This window comes from Aequorivita aurantiaca (assembly GCF_030410135.1).
Classification (GTDB): Bacteria; Bacteroidota; Bacteroidia; order Flavobacteriales; family Flavobacteriaceae; genus Aequorivita; species Aequorivita aurantiaca.
On the sequence record NZ_JAUGQQ010000005.1, the window covers coordinates 1 to 15,510 of the forward strand.

At 39.2% G+C, this 15,510-nt stretch carries 14 protein-coding genes and 1 tRNA gene; 6 read left to right on the plus strand and 9 right to left on the minus strand.

Annotation, left to right across the window (positions count from 1 at the left end; translation table 11 throughout):
* Positions 1-262: 262 nt before the first annotated feature.
* Together QRD02_RS08810 and QRD02_RS08815 are read right to left on the minus strand one after the other, a co-directional pair.
* Entirely contained in the window at positions 263-1,795 is a 1,533-nt protein-coding gene (locus tag QRD02_RS08810; RefSeq protein WP_290254572.1) for an OmpP1/FadL family transporter, read from the minus strand.
* A gap of 110 nt (positions 1,796-1,905) precedes the next feature.
* Positions 1,906-2,958: a hypothetical protein gene (locus tag QRD02_RS08815; RefSeq protein ID WP_290254573.1), complete on the minus strand. Its 1,053-nt coding sequence runs from the start codon at positions 2,956-2,958 to the stop codon at positions 1,906-1,908.
* A 48-nt stretch (positions 2,959-3,006) separates the two neighbouring features.
* On the opposite strand from QRD02_RS08815, the gene proS reads away from it, so the two are divergent.
* From proS to rpsT, 3 genes are all read left to right on the plus strand, one after another.
* Positions 3,007-4,482: a proline--tRNA ligase gene (proS, locus tag QRD02_RS08820; RefSeq protein ID WP_290254575.1), complete on the plus strand. Its 1,476-nt coding sequence runs from the start codon at positions 3,007-3,009 to the stop codon at positions 4,480-4,482.
* 80 nt (positions 4,483-4,562) lie between these two features.
* Positions 4,563-4,634: transfer RNA gene (locus QRD02_RS08825), tRNA-Glu, on the plus strand.
* 27 nt (positions 4,635-4,661) lie between these two features.
* Positions 4,662-4,913: a 30S ribosomal protein S20 gene (rpsT, locus tag QRD02_RS08830; RefSeq protein WP_068762697.1), complete on the plus strand. Its 252-nt coding sequence runs from the start codon at positions 4,662-4,664 to the stop codon at positions 4,911-4,913.
* A gap of 61 nt (positions 4,914-4,974) precedes the next feature.
* On the opposite strand, the gene coaD is transcribed toward rpsT, so the two are convergent.
* From coaD to surE, 3 genes are read right to left on the minus strand one after another with little or no spacing between them, the layout of a single operon-like run.
* A complete protein-coding gene (gene coaD, locus QRD02_RS08835; protein WP_290254576.1) occupies positions 4,975-5,424 on the minus strand; it encodes a pantetheine-phosphate adenylyltransferase in 450 nt (149 codons plus the stop codon).
* A gap of 58 nt (positions 5,425-5,482) precedes the next feature.
* On the minus strand, positions 5,483-5,770 hold the full coding sequence (locus tag QRD02_RS08840) for a hypothetical protein (RefSeq protein WP_290254577.1): 288 nt from the start codon (positions 5,768-5,770) through the stop codon (positions 5,483-5,485).
* A 36-nt stretch (positions 5,771-5,806) separates the two neighbouring features.
* Positions 5,807-6,583 carry a 5'/3'-nucleotidase SurE gene (gene surE / locus QRD02_RS08845; protein ID WP_290254578.1) on the minus strand — a complete coding sequence of 259 codons (777 nt, stop codon included), beginning with the start codon at positions 6,581-6,583 and terminating at the stop codon, positions 5,807-5,809.
* Between the two features lie 188 nt (positions 6,584-6,771).
* Between surE and QRD02_RS08850 the strand changes: the two genes are divergently transcribed.
* The 3 genes from QRD02_RS08850 to QRD02_RS08860 all read left to right on the plus strand — a co-directional run bounded on the left by QRD02_RS08850 (position 6,772) and on the right by QRD02_RS08860 (position 10,973).
* Positions 6,772-8,976, plus strand: a complete 2,205-nt coding sequence (locus tag QRD02_RS08850; protein WP_290254579.1) for a carboxy terminal-processing peptidase — start codon at positions 6,772-6,774, stop codon at positions 8,974-8,976.
* Between the two features lie 62 nt (positions 8,977-9,038).
* Positions 9,039-10,145: an ABC transporter permease gene (locus tag QRD02_RS08855; RefSeq protein WP_290254580.1), complete on the plus strand. Its 1,107-nt coding sequence runs from the start codon at positions 9,039-9,041 to the stop codon at positions 10,143-10,145.
* A 12-nt stretch (positions 10,146-10,157) separates the two neighbouring features.
* Positions 10,158-10,973, plus strand: a complete 816-nt coding sequence (locus QRD02_RS08860; protein WP_290254581.1) for a DNA/RNA non-specific endonuclease — start codon at positions 10,158-10,160, stop codon at positions 10,971-10,973.
* A 52-nt stretch (positions 10,974-11,025) separates the two neighbouring features.
* On the opposite strand, the gene rodA is transcribed toward QRD02_RS08860, so the two are convergent.
* From rodA to mreC, 4 genes are read right to left on the minus strand one after another with little or no spacing between them, the layout of a single operon-like run.
* Positions 11,026-12,282, minus strand: coding sequence for a rod shape-determining protein RodA (gene rodA / locus QRD02_RS08865; RefSeq protein ID WP_290254582.1), 1,257 nt, complete (start codon positions 12,280-12,282; stop codon positions 11,026-11,028).
* The gene (mrdA, locus tag QRD02_RS08870; RefSeq protein ID WP_290254583.1) at positions 12,282-14,147 is read right to left on the minus strand and encodes a penicillin-binding protein 2; all 1,866 of its coding nucleotides are present in this window, start codon (positions 14,145-14,147) and stop codon (positions 12,282-12,284) included. The genes rodA and mrdA overlap by 1 nt, the downstream gene beginning before the upstream one ends.
* The gene (locus QRD02_RS08875; RefSeq protein WP_290254584.1) at positions 14,144-14,653 is read right to left on the minus strand and encodes a rod shape-determining protein MreD; all 510 of its coding nucleotides are present in this window, start codon (positions 14,651-14,653) and stop codon (positions 14,144-14,146) included. The genes mrdA and QRD02_RS08875 overlap by 4 nt, the downstream gene beginning before the upstream one ends.
* Positions 14,643-15,470 (minus strand): rod shape-determining protein MreC, encoded by an 828-nt coding sequence (gene mreC / locus QRD02_RS08880; protein WP_290254585.1) that lies wholly within the window; start codon positions 15,468-15,470, stop codon positions 14,643-14,645. The genes QRD02_RS08875 and mreC overlap by 11 nt, the downstream gene beginning before the upstream one ends.
* Positions 15,471-15,510: the final 40 nt, after the last annotated feature.

Here is a 15,510-nt window from a genome sequence, read left to right on the forward strand (position 1 = left end):
ATCCAGCGACTACTGGTTCCGCGTGGAGTATACCGAGGACGGGAACCCAAAGGAATTCAAAGGACATTTTACCCTAAAACGATAAACAAGTATTAGCAAAAAAATAAAGCGCCCCGTAAATTTTACGGGGCGCTTTATTTTTCTTCGATATCATTCTAATGGCAAGTAAATTTATTCTGTAAAAAAAAGTATAAAAAAATTTGAAAAAATTAATCATATTTTTCGCTGATCACAAAATACATAGAGGTGAGTATTTGGCATTTTAAAAATGAAAACCAAGAGACAGTATAAAATTGCTGTAAATGGAGTTGATATTTGCAGCATCTGTCAAACCAACGGGATATAATTGTTGAATATATTCTTGTTCGGATCGAGAATAGGCAAAATCACAGGTGAAACGCCCAAAGTTGTAACCCGTTCCCAAAGAAAAACCTGAAAGATCGCCGACGGTCTCATTATTTTTATAGGGACTTTCCTCATAATGAAAACCTCCCCTGAGGCTGAGCTGATTTATTCTATATTCTGCACCGACTTTAATGGTTGATACACCCTTTAAAGTGTTGTTTATAGAGTAATTCAAATTATTAAAAATAGTGTTGTAGGAATCATTATATAATTCGCTAAACTTAATTGTGGAAAAATCTTTATAGGAGTAATCAATGCTGATCAATCCATTTTGCCCAAAAATATATGCTGCACTGGCATTGATTTTTGCCGGTGTACGAAGGTTATAATCTTCGTAGATATTGATTATTCTTGGATCTATTTCTTCATAAATGGTCTGGCCTTGAAAATCACGACGGGTTTCAAGATATTGAGTAGTTTCTTCCGAGATTTGATACCAAGTTGGCGAATCAAATGCTAATCCTAAACGAAAATTATTTGCAATTTTGGCAATGAACCCGACTTGGGCTGATATTCCTACCCCATTTACGAAGAGGTTATTTTCGAAACCAACACCACTCACGGTAGTGCCAGGATTGTTATTGGTTTCACGAAGATAGGATCCTTGATCGAAGTTAATGGCATGAGTGTTTAAATTGACACCTAAAAAATAATTATCGGTAACCTGGGCTGCAAGATTTATGGAGAATTTACTGTTATAGCCTTGAGAGAGATAGATATATTCCTGATTGAACGTGCCATCGGCTATATTCGAAATATATGCGGAATTGGAAGGATTGTTGGGATCTGCGGGCTCAAACAAAAACCCCTGGTATCCTAAAAATGCATTTTGGGCAAAGCTTCCTTGGGATTCGCCCAAATAGCGATATCGGCTTGAAATGCTTTCTCCGGATTGTAATTCCAATTGACTTAAAGGTATGCCTTGAGCTTGCTCCAAAAAGAAATTTCCGATGGAATTGTTACCGGTTCCCGCTATATATACCTCATTGTCGAAGCTTTTGGTGATGTCATAATTTAAAGCAATGGTGAATTTTTTGAAAGCAGATTCTTCATTGGAATTGTTTATTACGAAAGCTCCTCCGAATTGATTAAGAGCAACAACATCGGAAATGCTTTTTTCTTTATTATTGAAATAATCAGCTTTATTTTCTATGTCAAACAAAGCGGTAGAAAACATTAGATTGGAATTTAGAAATACTGCACCGCCAGCTGGATTTATGTCAACAGCAGAGAAATCGCCGCCCAAAGCACCCATTGCTCCACTAAGGGCAGTGAATCTTGCAGTTCCAATATTTTGACCGGTGCTGTATCTAAGGCCATCCCTTATGTCTTGAGAACTACCAATTGTACTTGAAACTACAGCTATCAAAAGTAAAAATGTATTTTTCATTTAGTTTTTTTTAGAATGGATATAAGAAATGCCCATAATAGCATTTCAGCTTAGAGAGAAATGTGCTATGGGCATAACATAGAAATCCGTATTATAATATATATAATTATTTAGCCTCTTCCGCCTCTTCCGCCGCCACCTCTGGAGCTTCCACTGCTTGAACGGCCACTGTTGCCAGAACTTCTAATGGATCCCGAACTGCTACTTCGGGTGGGAGAAGAATAATTGTTGCTTGGTGTGCTTCTAGTTGTATTGCTTCGCGTAGGTTGTGAATAACTACCACTTCGAGTTGTATTGGAACGAGTGCTTCTTATAACCTGATTTGAATTGTTGCGCGTAGTAGTATTATTGTTTGCACGGGTGGTATTTGCACGTACACTATTGGTATTTACGCGACGGACGTTTTCCGAGCGGCTGTAAGAGGAACTTCTTGTGGAAGCGTTCGAGTCACCTCGATTTGAAGACCTGTAATAATCGGTATTTCTTCTTCCCCTATTATAGGAAACATTATTATAATGCGAATAATTGTGATATGGATAGTAATAACCATATGCATAGTAGGGATAACCGTATCCATAGCCATAACCGTATCCATAATATGGATAGCCCCAACCGTAGGTTATTCCCCAGTATGGGGTGTGATATGAATAGTAAGGGTATCCCCATCCCCAATAGCCGCCATACCAATAAGGATTATAGAATCCATAACTGCCCGAATTATAAATGTTTACTGTTATGTTCTCGGAATTGCTGCCCCAGGGTCCATAACCTTCTTGACTGTATTTTTCTTCAATAATTATATTCCCCTCTTCATCTAAACTCTCGGTGGTGGAATAAGAATCTATATCAGTGAAAATAGCACCTTCTTCGGGAAGATCAGAATATGCATTGGATTTTGACTGGAAATATTGCTTGTAATAGTTTGATTTTTCATAGGAATCTTTCTCTGCATTATTCCCCTCAGAATAGGCATTGCTGCCCGAGGAATAAATCCCATCGTTTTGATTATAACCGCTATTATGGGTTCCACATGCGGTTAGCACAATTAGGAAAATACCCATCAGTGCTATTGGTATGGAACGTCTTATATTGAAATCTTTAGTGAACATATCTAAGGTAATTTTATTGTTGAACTTCATAAAAATAAGTAGTTTTGCGGACAATAACTAATCATTTAACAAAGGCACAAGATTTGTGCCAAAAAGGGCGATATGGCAAAGAATCTGACAACACGGGAAGAAGATTACTCAAAATGGTATAATGAATTGGTAATCAAGGCAGATCTTGCCGAAAATTCAGGGGTGCGGGGATGTATGGTCATAAAACCGTACGGATATGCAATTTGGGAGCGAATGCAGGCGGAGCTCGATAGAATGTTTAAAGAAACTGGGCACCAAAATGCATATTTCCCACTATTTATACCCAAGTCCTACTTTAGCAAAGAGGCGAGCCACGTTGATGGTTTCGCAAAAGAATGTGCTGTCGTTACTCATTATAGACTCAAAAATGCCGAGGACGGAAGCGGAATTATTGTTGACCCGGATGCAAAGCTGGAAGAAGAGCTGATTGTGCGTCCCACTTCCGAAACGATTATTTGGGATACCTACAGAAAATGGATACAGTCCTATCGCGATTTGCCGTTATTGATTAATCAATGGGCAAACGTTGTGCGTTGGGAAATGCGTACCCGCTTATTTTTGCGAACTGCAGAATTTCTTTGGCAAGAAGGCCACACAGCCCACGCCACCAAGGATGAAGCAATCGCTGAGGCCGAACAAATGATGAATGTTTATGCCGATTTTGTTGAAGGTTTTATGGCAATACCTGTTGTAAAAGGAACAAAAACACCTAGCGAGCGTTTTGCCGGCGCCTTGGAAACCTATTGTATTGAAGCTCTGATGCAAGATGGGAAGGCGTTACAGGCGGGAACTTCCCACTTTTTAGGGCAAAATTTCGCAAAGGCATTTGATGTTAAATTTACTGCAAAAGATGGTGCCTTGGATTATGTTTGGGCGACTTCATGGGGAGTTTCCACACGTTTGATGGGTGCTTTGGTAATGACCCATAGTGATGACAATGGTTTGGTATTGCCTCCCAACTTGGCCCCGGACCAAGTGGTGATTGTGCCAATTTATAGAAATGAAGAAGAATTTGAAGCCGTGAATGTTGTTGCCAAAACTATAATGAATAATCTTAGAGTTAAAGGAATACGTGTAAAATATGACAACCGCGATACGCAGAAACCAGGATGGAAATTCAATGAATATGAATTGAAAGGCGTGCCCGTAAGAATAGCAATTGGCCCAAAGGATGTTGCAAACGGCACTGTCGAAATTGCACGAAGGGATACTTTTAAAAAAGAACTCTTTAAAAATGAAAATGTCGTTGAAACTGTGGTTGCATTATTAGAGGAAATTCAGGAGAATCTATATATGAAAGCGGTTGCCCACAGAGCTGAAAACACAACAGAAGTAACTTCCTATGAGGAGTTTAAAAAAGTGTTGGATTCCAAAGGCGGCTTCATTTTGGCACATTGGGATGGAACTGCAGAAACAGAGGAAAAAGTCAAAAATGAAACCAAAGCAACCATTCGCTGCATACCTTTCAAAGGAGACAATGAGGCCGGAAAGTGCATGGTAACTGGAAAACCATCTTCAGGAAAAGTGATTTTTGCAAGAGCGTATTAATTTTTTTTGAAAAAAGTAATTTTGGATTTGCGCCATTCAAAAATAGTTGTATTTTTGCATCCGCATTCAAAAAGAAAAATGGTCCGTTCGTCTAGGGGTTAGGACGCCAGGTTTTCATCCTGGTAACAGGGGTTCGATTCCCCTACGGACTACAAAAACAAGCATATAATAAAAGTAAAATGGCAAACCACAAGTCAGCATTAAAGAGAATTAGAAGCAACGAGGCAAAACGCTTGCGTAACCGTTACCAGCATAAAACGGCTCGTAATGCCATGAAGAGATTCCAGGAGCTTACTGATAAAAAAGAAGCAGAAACAATGTTTCCTTCTGTTGTGTCAATGATCGATAAATTGGCTAAAAAGAATATCATTCATAGTAACAAAGCTTCCAACTTAAAATCAAATATGGCAAAGCACGTAGCGGCGCTATAATTTCATTTTAAAATACATTATAAAAAACCCTTTCAGATAGCTGAAAGGGTTTTTTCATATCTTATTTTACTGTCAAAGGCACTAATTTTGAAAAGTCTCCATTGTTTCTCATAATATCGCGAACAATTGTGGATGATATATTCGAAACTTCAGGCGAACAGATTAAAAATACACTCTCCACTTTGGTCATGTTGTAATTCGTTTGCGCAATGGGTTGCTCATAGTTTAAATCTGTGGAGTTTCGCAAACCGCGGACTATAAATTGTGCATTTTCTGACTTGCAGAATAAGGCGGTCAAACCTGAATAACTCTTTACCTGTATTTTGGACTCGTGCTCGAAAGTGTGTTTTATAAATTGGATTCTTTCTTCTAAGGAAAACATCGTTTTTTTATCCGCATTTATACCTACGGCGATGATCAATTCATCAAAAATAGGCAGGGCCCGCTCAATAACATCTACATGTCCAAGCGTGATGGGATCAAAAGTTCCGGGGAAAACCGCACGTTTCATTCAGCTAAATTTTAAAGGGTTAAAAGATAACGAGTAATTTGCGAAACTCCTTTTTATTTCAGAAGAATTTAGAAATCAAAATAAGTAAAGCGGCCAATACCGTGGCCAAAACAACGCCGCGGGCACGATAAATCTGATTTTTTTTCAATAGAAGAAAGAAAGCTATAAGGTTCAAAATAGCACCCAAAGCGATTAAACTTCCCATAAAACCCTCTTCCAAGGCTGACTTTAAAGTAGATTCCAAACTCAGTTTAGAAAAAAAGAATATATATAAATAGGTGCCCGCCATGTTTGCCGCCAAACCTATCAACAAACCGATTAATACTTCTTTTACATGTGGTTTCATAAAAAGTTTTTGGCTATCAATTATTTGTTTCATTTATTATAGATCCCACATATTTAGCTCTTTCATAGCGTGATGGGCAGTTAGATCAAATTGTACCGGAACTACAGACACGAAGCCGTTTTTAAGTGCCCATTCATCCGTATCCTCTCCTTTATCTTCATTTACAAACTCGCCGGTGAGCCAGTAATATTCACGACCTAATGGATTGGTCCGTTTGTCGAATTTTTCTTGCCAATGTGCATTGGCTTGCCGGCATACTTTAATGCCCCTAATTTCTGAAACGTTTAATTTTGGAATATTCACATTCAATACAACTCCTTTTGGCAGTCCATTTTTCATAACCTGTTCGGTAATAATTTTCACGAACTTTTTTGATGGAGCAAAATCGGCTTCCAATGAATAGTCCAAAAGTGAAAACCCAATGGAGGGGATACCCAGCGTTCCGGCCTCCACGGCAGCACTCATTGTGCCACTATAAATAACGTTTATGGAGGAGTTGCTTCCGTGGTTGATACCGCTTACGCAAATGTCCGGTTTTCGTTTTAGGATTTCGTTCACCGCTAGCTTCACGCAGTCCACCGGTGTGCCGCTGCAACTGTATTCCGTGTGCGGATCGCCATTGATCACTTTAATACTATTACAGTACAATGCATCGTTAATAGTTATGGCGTGGCCCATTCCACTTTGGGGAGAGTCCGGGGCGACAACGCAAACATCGCCAATGGTATTCATTACTTCAATTAAAGTTCTAATTCCTGGGGCGTTGATACCGTCATCATTAGTTACTAAAATGAGGGGTCGTTTTTTTGACATCCTAATTATGAATTTTTAAAGAGCAAAAATACATTTATTAATTTTGTTCCCATTGACCATCCTGAGCAGAATTACAAATTTCCATTTTCAGAAAAGTTGTTTAACAAAAAATTATTACCTAATTGCTTTAATGGCACAGTTTTTTATATAATTTAGGCACTCTTAAAATCCAATATATTATGCGTTTAATGAAGAAGAATTTTAAAGTTTTATTCCTGGCTGTTTTTGTTGCGGTAGCCTCCTGCAGTTTTACCACCAAGGAATTTAACGACCCCGATAAAGATAAAATACTTTTGGATCTCATAACCTACGTGCTTCAAAAAGGGCATTATGACCCGAAAAATATAAATGATGAGTTTTCTGCGGATGTTTACGAAAATTTTATAAAAGGACTGGATCCGTTGAAAAGATATTTCTTGGCTTCCGATATTGCCGAATTCAACAAATACAAAAGGGAGATTGATGATCAAATCAAAAATAAGGACCTTTCTTTCTTCAACCTAGTGTACAATCGTTTCCAGGAAAGAATGGAATATGTAAAAAAAATATACCCCGAAGTTTTAGACGAACCATTTGATTATACTGAAAAGGAAATCATAAACGTAGACTATGATAAGCTGGCTTACGCTGAAAATAAGAAGGACTTAAAAACCCGGTGGAAACAACAGTTAAAATTTACCACGTTGTCCAGTTATTATGATTTAGTGGAAGATCAAAAAAATAAGGAAAAAGGCGTAACCGCGGCGAAAGATTCTGAGAATGATGAGGATAAAAAAGCTACCATGGCTAAAAAATCTGAATCCGAAACAAAGGAACCTTTTGAAGCAAAATCGCTGGCCGAACTTGAGAAAAAATCTCGCGAAACCACAAAAACTTCATTGGATGAATATTTTGATTTCACTAAAGATTTGGAGCGTAAGGATTACTTCTCCATTTATTTAAACACCATTGTTGAAGTGTATGACCCCCACACCAATTATTTTGCCCCGCCGGATAAGGATCGGTTCGATCTTCAAATGTCCGGAAAACTTGAGGGCATCGGTGCGAGGCTTCAAAAGAAAAATGATTACATCACCGTTATAGAAATTATTAGCGGTGGCCCAGCTTGGCGAAGTGAGAAAATTGAAGTTGGCGATGCAATTCTAAAAGTAAGGCAAGAGGATGAAAAAGATGCCGTGAGTATAGTGGGAATGCGTATTGACGATGCCGTAAAACTTATAAAAGGCCCAAAAGGAACCAAAGTTACCCTTACCATTAAAAATGTGGATGGCACAATTTCGGATAAAGTTCTTACCCGTGACGTGGTGGAATTAGAAGAAACCTACGCAAAATCATCATTTATTGAAAAGGACGGACGAAAATTCGGATTGATAAATTTGCCGCAATTCTATTTTGATATGGAAAATTATAAAGAAAGAAATGCGGCGACCGATGTTAAAAAGGAAATTCTCCGATTGAAGGAAGAAGGAATGGAAGGCCTTGTTCTGGACCTTCGCGATAATGGTGGAGGATCATTAAGAACTGCCGTGGATATTGCAGGTTTTTTCATTAAAAAAGGACCCGTTGTGCAAGTTGCTTCCGCAGGAAATAAGGAAGTACTTGAAGATAAGGATAGTGAAGTGGTTTGGGACGGACCCTTAGTTATTTTGGTTAACGAGCTTTCCGCTTCTGCCTCAGAAATTTTGGCCGCAGCCATGCAGGATTACAAAAGGGCAATCATTATTGGCAGCAGGCAAACTTACGGAAAGGGGACAGTCCAAAACGTTATAGACTTAAACCAATGGCTTCGTAAAAATGATTTGGGCGATTTGGGCGCACTGAAAATAACTTCCCAAAAATTCTACCGCGTCAACGGTGGTTCAACACAATTGGAAGGCGTAAAGAGTGATGTGGTAATGCCCGACCGCTACAGTTACATTGATGTTGGGGAAAGGGATTATCCCAATCCGTTGCCGTATGATAAAATTGATGCAGCAAAATATAACATATGGGATGGTTATATAGATTATGAAGAGACCATTCAAAAAAGTAATGCTAGAATGGCACAAAATGATCAATTAAAACTGATTGATGATAACGCAAAATGGATCAAAGAACGACGCGATGAAAAAGTAGTAAATCTTAATTACAACGATTACAGCGCCGAAATTGAACAACGAAAAAAAGAGACAAAACGTTTCGAGGCAATAGATGAGTATGACAATCAATTGAACTTTCAATCACTTCCTTATGAATCTGCAATGATGAAGCAGGACACAACCCTTTCTGAAAAACGAAAGAGATGGCACAAAAACTTAAGTAAGGATATGTATATAGAAGAAGCCATACACGTGTTGGAGGATTTAAAACTGAACAACATTAAAGCGGGAAAAGTGGCCGATCTTAAAAATTAATGAAAGTTAGAAGCTGTAGCCTATTCCACAATAAGCAAGCGAAATTTTATTAAATTTGAAGTGTGAAAAATTCCACTTCATTAACTAGAATAGCGCTCCAAAAGTTCAAAAAAAACTTTTGGGGCGTTTTTAGTTTCGGGTTTTTGACGGCCTGTGTTCTCATTGCGATTTTTGCATATGCCTTGGCTCCGGACAATTCGCAAAACGCAAATCAGATGCATCTTTCCATCCATTCCAAAAATCCGGGATTTTCAGTGAAAATGTTGACGATTCCTACCGCCGTGGATGAACAAAATCCTATTTCCGTTTTCTTTTTCGGTCAAAAAAATGCCGATACGGAAATCCCCGTTTCAAAATATTTAATAAAACAAAATGCCATTGAAATCACTGAATATACTTCAGATGGAACGGCTGGGCTGCAAAAGTATTATGCGCTTTCTCTTTTCCCAGAAGCAACTGCCGTAAAGGAAATTCCCAATAAATATATTTCACAGAAAAAATTTCTCCTCGGAACCGATAAATACGGTCGCGATCTTTTAAGTCGGATGCTCATCGGTATCCGTATTTCATTGGCAATTGGCTTTGTTGCCGTTTTTATTTCTTTGATAATTGGAATTACGATGGGCGCCACCGCAGGTTATTTCGGCGGCAAAATTGATGCAGCCATTATGTGGCTTATAAATGTTACGTGGTCCATCCCCACATTGCTGTTGGTTATTGCCATTACATTGGCGTTGGGCAAAGGATTTTGGCAGGTTTTCATTGCCGTAGGTTTAACAATGTGGGTGGAAGTTGCACGCGTGGTTCGCGGGCAAGTAATGGGCGTAAAACAGATGCAATACGTTACCGCCGCCCGTGCTTTGGGATATAATGATTTCAGAATAATCACAAAACATATTTTGCCGAACAGTATGGCGCCAGTAATTATTATTTCCGCGGCAAATTTTGCGGGAGCCATTTTGATCGAAAGCGGCCTAAGTTTTTTGGGAATCGGTGCCCAGCCACCTATGCCCAGTTGGGGCGGAATTATAAAAGACCATTATTCCTATATTATTCTCGGCAAACCCTACCTCGCACTCATTCCTGGATTGGCAATTATGAGTTTGGTCACCGCTTTTATGTTAATCGGAAATGCGCTGCGCGATGCGATGGATGTGCGCAATTCTTAATTTTAAAATGAAATGAACCGAAAATATATTTACCCGTTGGTTATAATTCTTGTAACTGTTGCACTGTATTATTCCGATGATTTTTTTGGGGAAAACGATGCTTCCACTCCAAAGGTTTTAAATACAATTGAAACCAATTCCAAAGAATTTGACGATTCTTTTTTGCCAACTTCAACGACGGGAGCGGTTGTAAAACACAACTTTTTCACGCTTTCCTATTCCGAAGAGAATGAGCAAGCAGAATGGGTGGCGTACGAATTGAAGCCGGCACATCTTTCAAAAAATGAATTTGAAAGGCCATATTTCATTGAGGACAATAGTGTAAAAACCAAATCGGCGGATTGGCGCAATTATAAAAATTCCGGTTTTAACCGTGGCCATCTTTGTCCGGCTGCCGATAGGAAATTCTCTGTTGAAGCATTTAATGAAACTTTTTTGACGAGCAATATAAGTCCGCAAGATCATGATTTCAACAGCGGAATTTGGAATCGTTTAGAACAAAAAGTTCGATTTTGGGCTGAAAAGTACAATGGTGTATATGTTGTGACTGGTGGGGTTTTAAAAGGAAACCTAAAAACCATTGGCGAGGAAAATGTTTCGGTTCCCAATGAATTCTATAAAATTATTGTGGACGCTTCCGATGGAAATTATAAGGCCGTTGCTTTTTTAATTCCGAATAAACCTTCGAGCGAACCATTTTATGAATACGCTGTTTCCATCGATGAAATTGAAGAGAAAACGGGAATAGATTTTTTTCCGAATTTACCCGATTCAATAGAAAATTCCTTAGAGAAAATGGTCAATTTGCAAGCTTGGGGGAGCAGGTAGTGTTCAGTAATCAGTGATAGCAGTAATTGATTTCGATTTCGTTTTCGATTTCTTACGAATAATGATAATTGGACCCATCCAGTTTCACAAAAATAAATAGCAAAATTGTAAAACCCCAAAGTGCGGAACCTCCGTAACTAAAGAACGGCAGCGGAATTCCAACTGTGGGGAAAATTCCTGTTACCATTCCAATATTCACAAAAAAGTGAAGGAACAAAATTGCAGCCACACTGTAACCATAAACCCTTCCGAACTGTGACTTTTGCTTTTCAGCCCTAAAAATGATCCGTGTTATTAATCCCACGAAAAGAAGGATTACCACCATACTTCCCACAAAACCCCATTCCTCCCCAACGGTACTAAAAATATAGTCGGTATGTTGTTCGGGCACAAAATTTCCTTTGGTTTGCGTTCCTTGTGTCCATCCTTTTCCAAGCCAACTGCCATTGCTTATGGCAATTTCACTTTGATTGGTATTGTAGCCAATTCCGCGCGAATCCACCTCTTTTCCCAGAACAATGTTGAAACGATCTCGGTGGTGCTGTTTAAAAACATTGTTGAAAATATAATTCACGGAAAGGGCGAAAGCAATACAACCCACCGAAATCAAAATATATTTAATGATATTAGGTCTTCTTTTTCTATTTCTAAAGAAAATAGCCGCCGCAACCAAAATTATACCGATTGCCACCCAAATAGTGCCGAAAGCCAAGGTGGATACAAATAGTATAATTGCGAATAGGGCCAATAACAGATAAACCCCATGCAAACCTTCCCGATAAAGAGGGAATACGAAGGCTGCATATACCAAAACGCTGCCTGGGTCTGGCTGCATAATGATTAAAATAACGGGGAGGGCGAGAATAACAAAAGCAGCAATTTGATGCTTCAATTCCTGCATATTGGTTTGAATATCGCTTACATATTTAGAGAGGGCAAGAGCAGTAGCAATTTTGGCAAATTCACTGGGTTGCAGGCGCGTGCCGCCAAAGTCATACCACGCGGTGGTACCAGCAATGGTTGTTCCGAATACAAAAAGACCCAAAAGCGAGAGAAGCGATACAATGTAAATTACACTGGCATAGCTTTCATAAAACTTGGATTCAATGGCCAAAACGAAGATGATTAGCACAACGCTAAGCCCAATCCAAATCATTTGTTTCCCATAAATCTGGTCGAAATCCAAAAAACCTTTTGCACTATCACTCAAGGAAGCGGAATAAATATTAATCCATCCCATGGTCACCAAAATGAAATACATAAAGATGATTAACCAATCAAAGCGCACATAGGTTCTATTTCCCGCCATTATTTGTTAATTGAAAAAGGTTGGCCACTGTATGGTTTGGCATATTCCGCTTCTAAGCTTCCTTCCAGCACATATTTTTCCATGTCAGTCCGGGTAATTTCGCCCTTTAGATATTTTTCAATCATCAAGCCGGCTATCCTGCCCGCCCATCGTGAACCCCAATATCCATTTTCAACAAAAACGGCAATGGCAATTTTAGGATTGTCTTTTGGTGCAAAGGCCACAAAAATGGAATGGTCCGTAAGTTGGACCCTTTTCCCATTAATTTTAGTGAAATTTTCTGCGGTACCCGTTTTTCCGCAAATATCAATTCCAGGAATTTGAATGGATGATGCCGTACCGCGTTTGTAAACTTGAAACATTCCTTCCACAACCGGCTTAAAATTTTCCGGTTCCACTGTTGTATAATGTTTCTCCTTAAATTTCTGTGGAATGGTATCCGGCCCGATTATATTTTTAATTATATGGGGCGTATAATAATATCCCCTGTTTGCGATTGCTGCCGTAAAATTGGCCATTTGCATAGGCGTTAGCAACACTTCCCCTTGCCCAATAGCATTTGAAATAGTTGCCAAAGAAGACCAATTGTGTGCCGGAAAATCGTGAATCTTGTTGTAATATTTTGAGGTGGGAATATTCCCGCGTTTGCCGCTTGGTAAATCGTAGCCAAGAAAATCGCCCAATCCGAAACTTAAAAGGCCTTCCCTCCAATGGTCTATCCCTTCTCTTGGATTGGGATATTTATCGATAATCCGCTTATAAACATTACAAAAATACGCATTGCAGCTATTGGCAATGCCACTAACCATTGCAAGCGGGCTGGGGTGGGAGTGACAACCAAGGGTGCGGTTGCCATATCGATATCCGCGATAGCAGGAGAAGGTATCCAATGTATCCACCACATTTTCATGTAGGCCGATCAGTGCGGTTAAGGTTTTAAACGGTGAACCGGGTGGATATTCTCCCATCAATACGCGGTCGTACAAAGGTTTTGCGATTGTGTCATACCACAATTTTGTGAAATTTTTTGAACGATCCCGGCCCACCAATAGGGAAGGGTCATAGCTGGGCGCAGTTACTAGTGCCAGGATTTCCCCTGTGGCCGGTTCTATTGCCACAATTCCGCCACGTTTGTGAATCATCAATTCCTCCCCATATTTTTGTAAGGTTGCATCAATGGTAAGTTGTACATCGTTCCCGCGTACGGGCAGCGTGTCGAAAAGGCCTTCCTTATAAGGGCCGATATCACGGTTAAAACGGTCCTTCTGAATATATTTCACTCCTTTAACCCCACGCAATACTTCTTCATATTCCTTTTCAACCCCAGCGGTTCCGATCAATTCCCCCATTTGGTAATAGGGGTTGTTTTCAATAATTGCATTGTTCACCTCTGCAATATAACCCATTACATTTGCGGAATGATCTACCTGATATTCGCGGAGTGAACGCCTTTGGATGTAGAAACCTTCATATTTGTACATTTTTTCCGAAAGGGAAGCGTAGTCAGCCTTATTCAATTGTGGAATTACCACGGAAGGGAGACGGGGAGAATAGACCCGTGCCTTTCGCAAAATTTCCTTAAATTCTTCTTTCGTTATTTTCAGTAATCCGCAAAACTCTAAGGTGTCCAGTGGCTTCACGTCCTTCGGGACAACCATTACATCATAGGATGGTTGGTTGGAAACTAACAATTTGTTGTTGCGATCAAACATATAGCCGCGTTGCGGATAATCATACATCACCTTTATGGCGCTGTTTTGTGAAAGAGAATCTGGCGAAGCGTCATAAACTTGTAAATAGAAAAGCCGTGCCGTAAAGAGAACGCCACTTATAAGAACCAATGCTATTAGCACAATTTTTCTCATGCGGATTTTTTATTGAACAAAATCATCGTACACGCCATTACAACAATGGTAAAAATTCCCGAGAATAACGTGGAAGTAAATAAAAGCCCAATGTGGTTAATGCTGAAAATTTCTAAAGAAAACATAACAAAATGATGCATTAGCACCAAAGATGAAATGTATGTTAGCCGCTCCATTGGGTCGGCTTTTTTAATTTTTACACTGTTGTATTCATAGCTGACTCCGAAGGAATATTTCAAAACAACCGGTCGAATATACGCAATGAAGGAACAAGCCGCTGCGTGTACTCCTCCCGAATCTTCAAAAACATCAATGGAAAGGCCAAGCAGAAAGCTTAAAAAAATCAGAAGACCTTTATTGCCGTCCAATGGATACATAATAATGAAAAAAATATACAGATATGGATTTACGTAACCTGCAATATTGACGTTATTAAGCACGAGCACCTGAAGAAAAACAAGCACAATGAAGCGGACTATATTTACAAAAATATCATTATTGCTCATCTTCCACGCCTTTTTCTAGTTCCAAAATTTCTGCGGCATCATAGTTTTTGATTAGGTACACGTGCTCTAGACTAGTCATATCATTAAAAAGATCAATATTCACATAATAATAATTGTCGTCCATATCCAGCTTAAAATCCTTTACTGTACCTACCAGAATTCCTTCCGGAAAAATTGTTGAGCGACCTCCGGTAACTATCGTATCGCCGTTGGCAAGGGGCGCTAGTCGTGGTATATCCACCAGTTGCACCACATTCGGATTTTCCGTATTCCATTTTAGGGAACCAAAATGCCCAGAATTTTTATGCTTGGCATTTATTCTACTTTTTGTGTTCAAAATTGATTGTACGGTTGAATAATTTTCTGAAACATCGCTAACAATGCCCACAAGTCCTTTTGACGAAATAACGCCTAAATCGATTTTTATACTGTCATTTTCGCCTTTATCCAACGTAAGCTGGTTCTTGGTTTTAGAATAATTGTTGTTGATAACCCTAGCGGTGAAGTAAGTATATTTTGCGGGAAGGACGGTAGTATCCAATTTATCAAAAACCACTGTTTCTTGAAATTGTTCCAATCGTTTCCGAAGCATTACATTTTCTTGGAGCAACTGCTCATTTTCCGTGCGGAGTGAAAAATAATCGGTAATGTTATTTCGGAAAGTATAGATTCCTCCGGTGATATAGTTGGCAGAACTTATAAACTTATTATTGTGGTAATTATGGGTTTGGATGGTTAGTGCAACTGAAATTGTGAACAGCACTGCAAACAACAGAAAATTTCTATTCCGAATGAAAAAAAATATAATCTGCTGCATTGCTGTGTGGGGTTAAAATATTCTGCTTTCTAATGGGAGC

Excerpts from the sequence above, each read along its gene's own strand:
- QRD02_RS08860 (WP_290254581.1), top strand. The coding sequence starts at position 10,158 with ATGAACCGAAAATATATTTACCCGTTGGTTATAATTCTTGTAACTGTT.
- mrdA (WP_290254583.1), bottom strand. The coding sequence starts at position 14,147 with ATGAGAAAAATTGTGCTAATAGCATTGGTTCTTATAAGTGGCGTTCTC.
- QRD02_RS08840 (WP_290254577.1), bottom strand. The coding sequence starts at position 5,770 with ATGAAACCACATGTAAAAGAAGTATTAATCGGTTTGTTGATAGGTTTG.
- QRD02_RS08875 (WP_290254584.1), bottom strand. The coding sequence starts at position 14,653 with ATGAGCAATAATGATATTTTTGTAAATATAGTCCGCTTCATTGTGCTT.
- rodA (WP_290254582.1), bottom strand. The coding sequence starts at position 12,282 with ATGGCGGGAAATAGAACCTATGTGCGCTTTGATTGGTTAATCATCTTT.
- QRD02_RS08850 (WP_290254579.1), top strand. The coding sequence starts at position 6,772 with ATGAAGAAGAATTTTAAAGTTTTATTCCTGGCTGTTTTTGTTGCGGTA.
- coaD (WP_290254576.1), bottom strand. The coding sequence starts at position 5,424 with ATGAAACGTGCGGTTTTCCCCGGAACTTTTGATCCCATCACGCTTGGA.
- rpsT (WP_068762697.1), top strand. The coding sequence starts at position 4,662 with ATGGCAAACCACAAGTCAGCATTAAAGAGAATTAGAAGCAACGAGGCA.
- proS (WP_290254575.1), top strand. The coding sequence starts at position 3,007 with ATGGCAAAGAATCTGACAACACGGGAAGAAGATTACTCAAAATGGTAT.
- QRD02_RS08810 (WP_290254572.1), bottom strand. The coding sequence starts at position 1,795 with ATGAAAAATACATTTTTACTTTTGATAGCTGTAGTTTCAAGTACAATT.
- mreC (WP_290254585.1), bottom strand. The coding sequence starts at position 15,470 with ATGCAGCAGATTATATTTTTTTTCATTCGGAATAGAAATTTTCTGTTG.
- surE (WP_290254578.1), bottom strand. The coding sequence starts at position 6,583 with ATGTCAAAAAAACGACCCCTCATTTTAGTAACTAATGATGACGGTATC.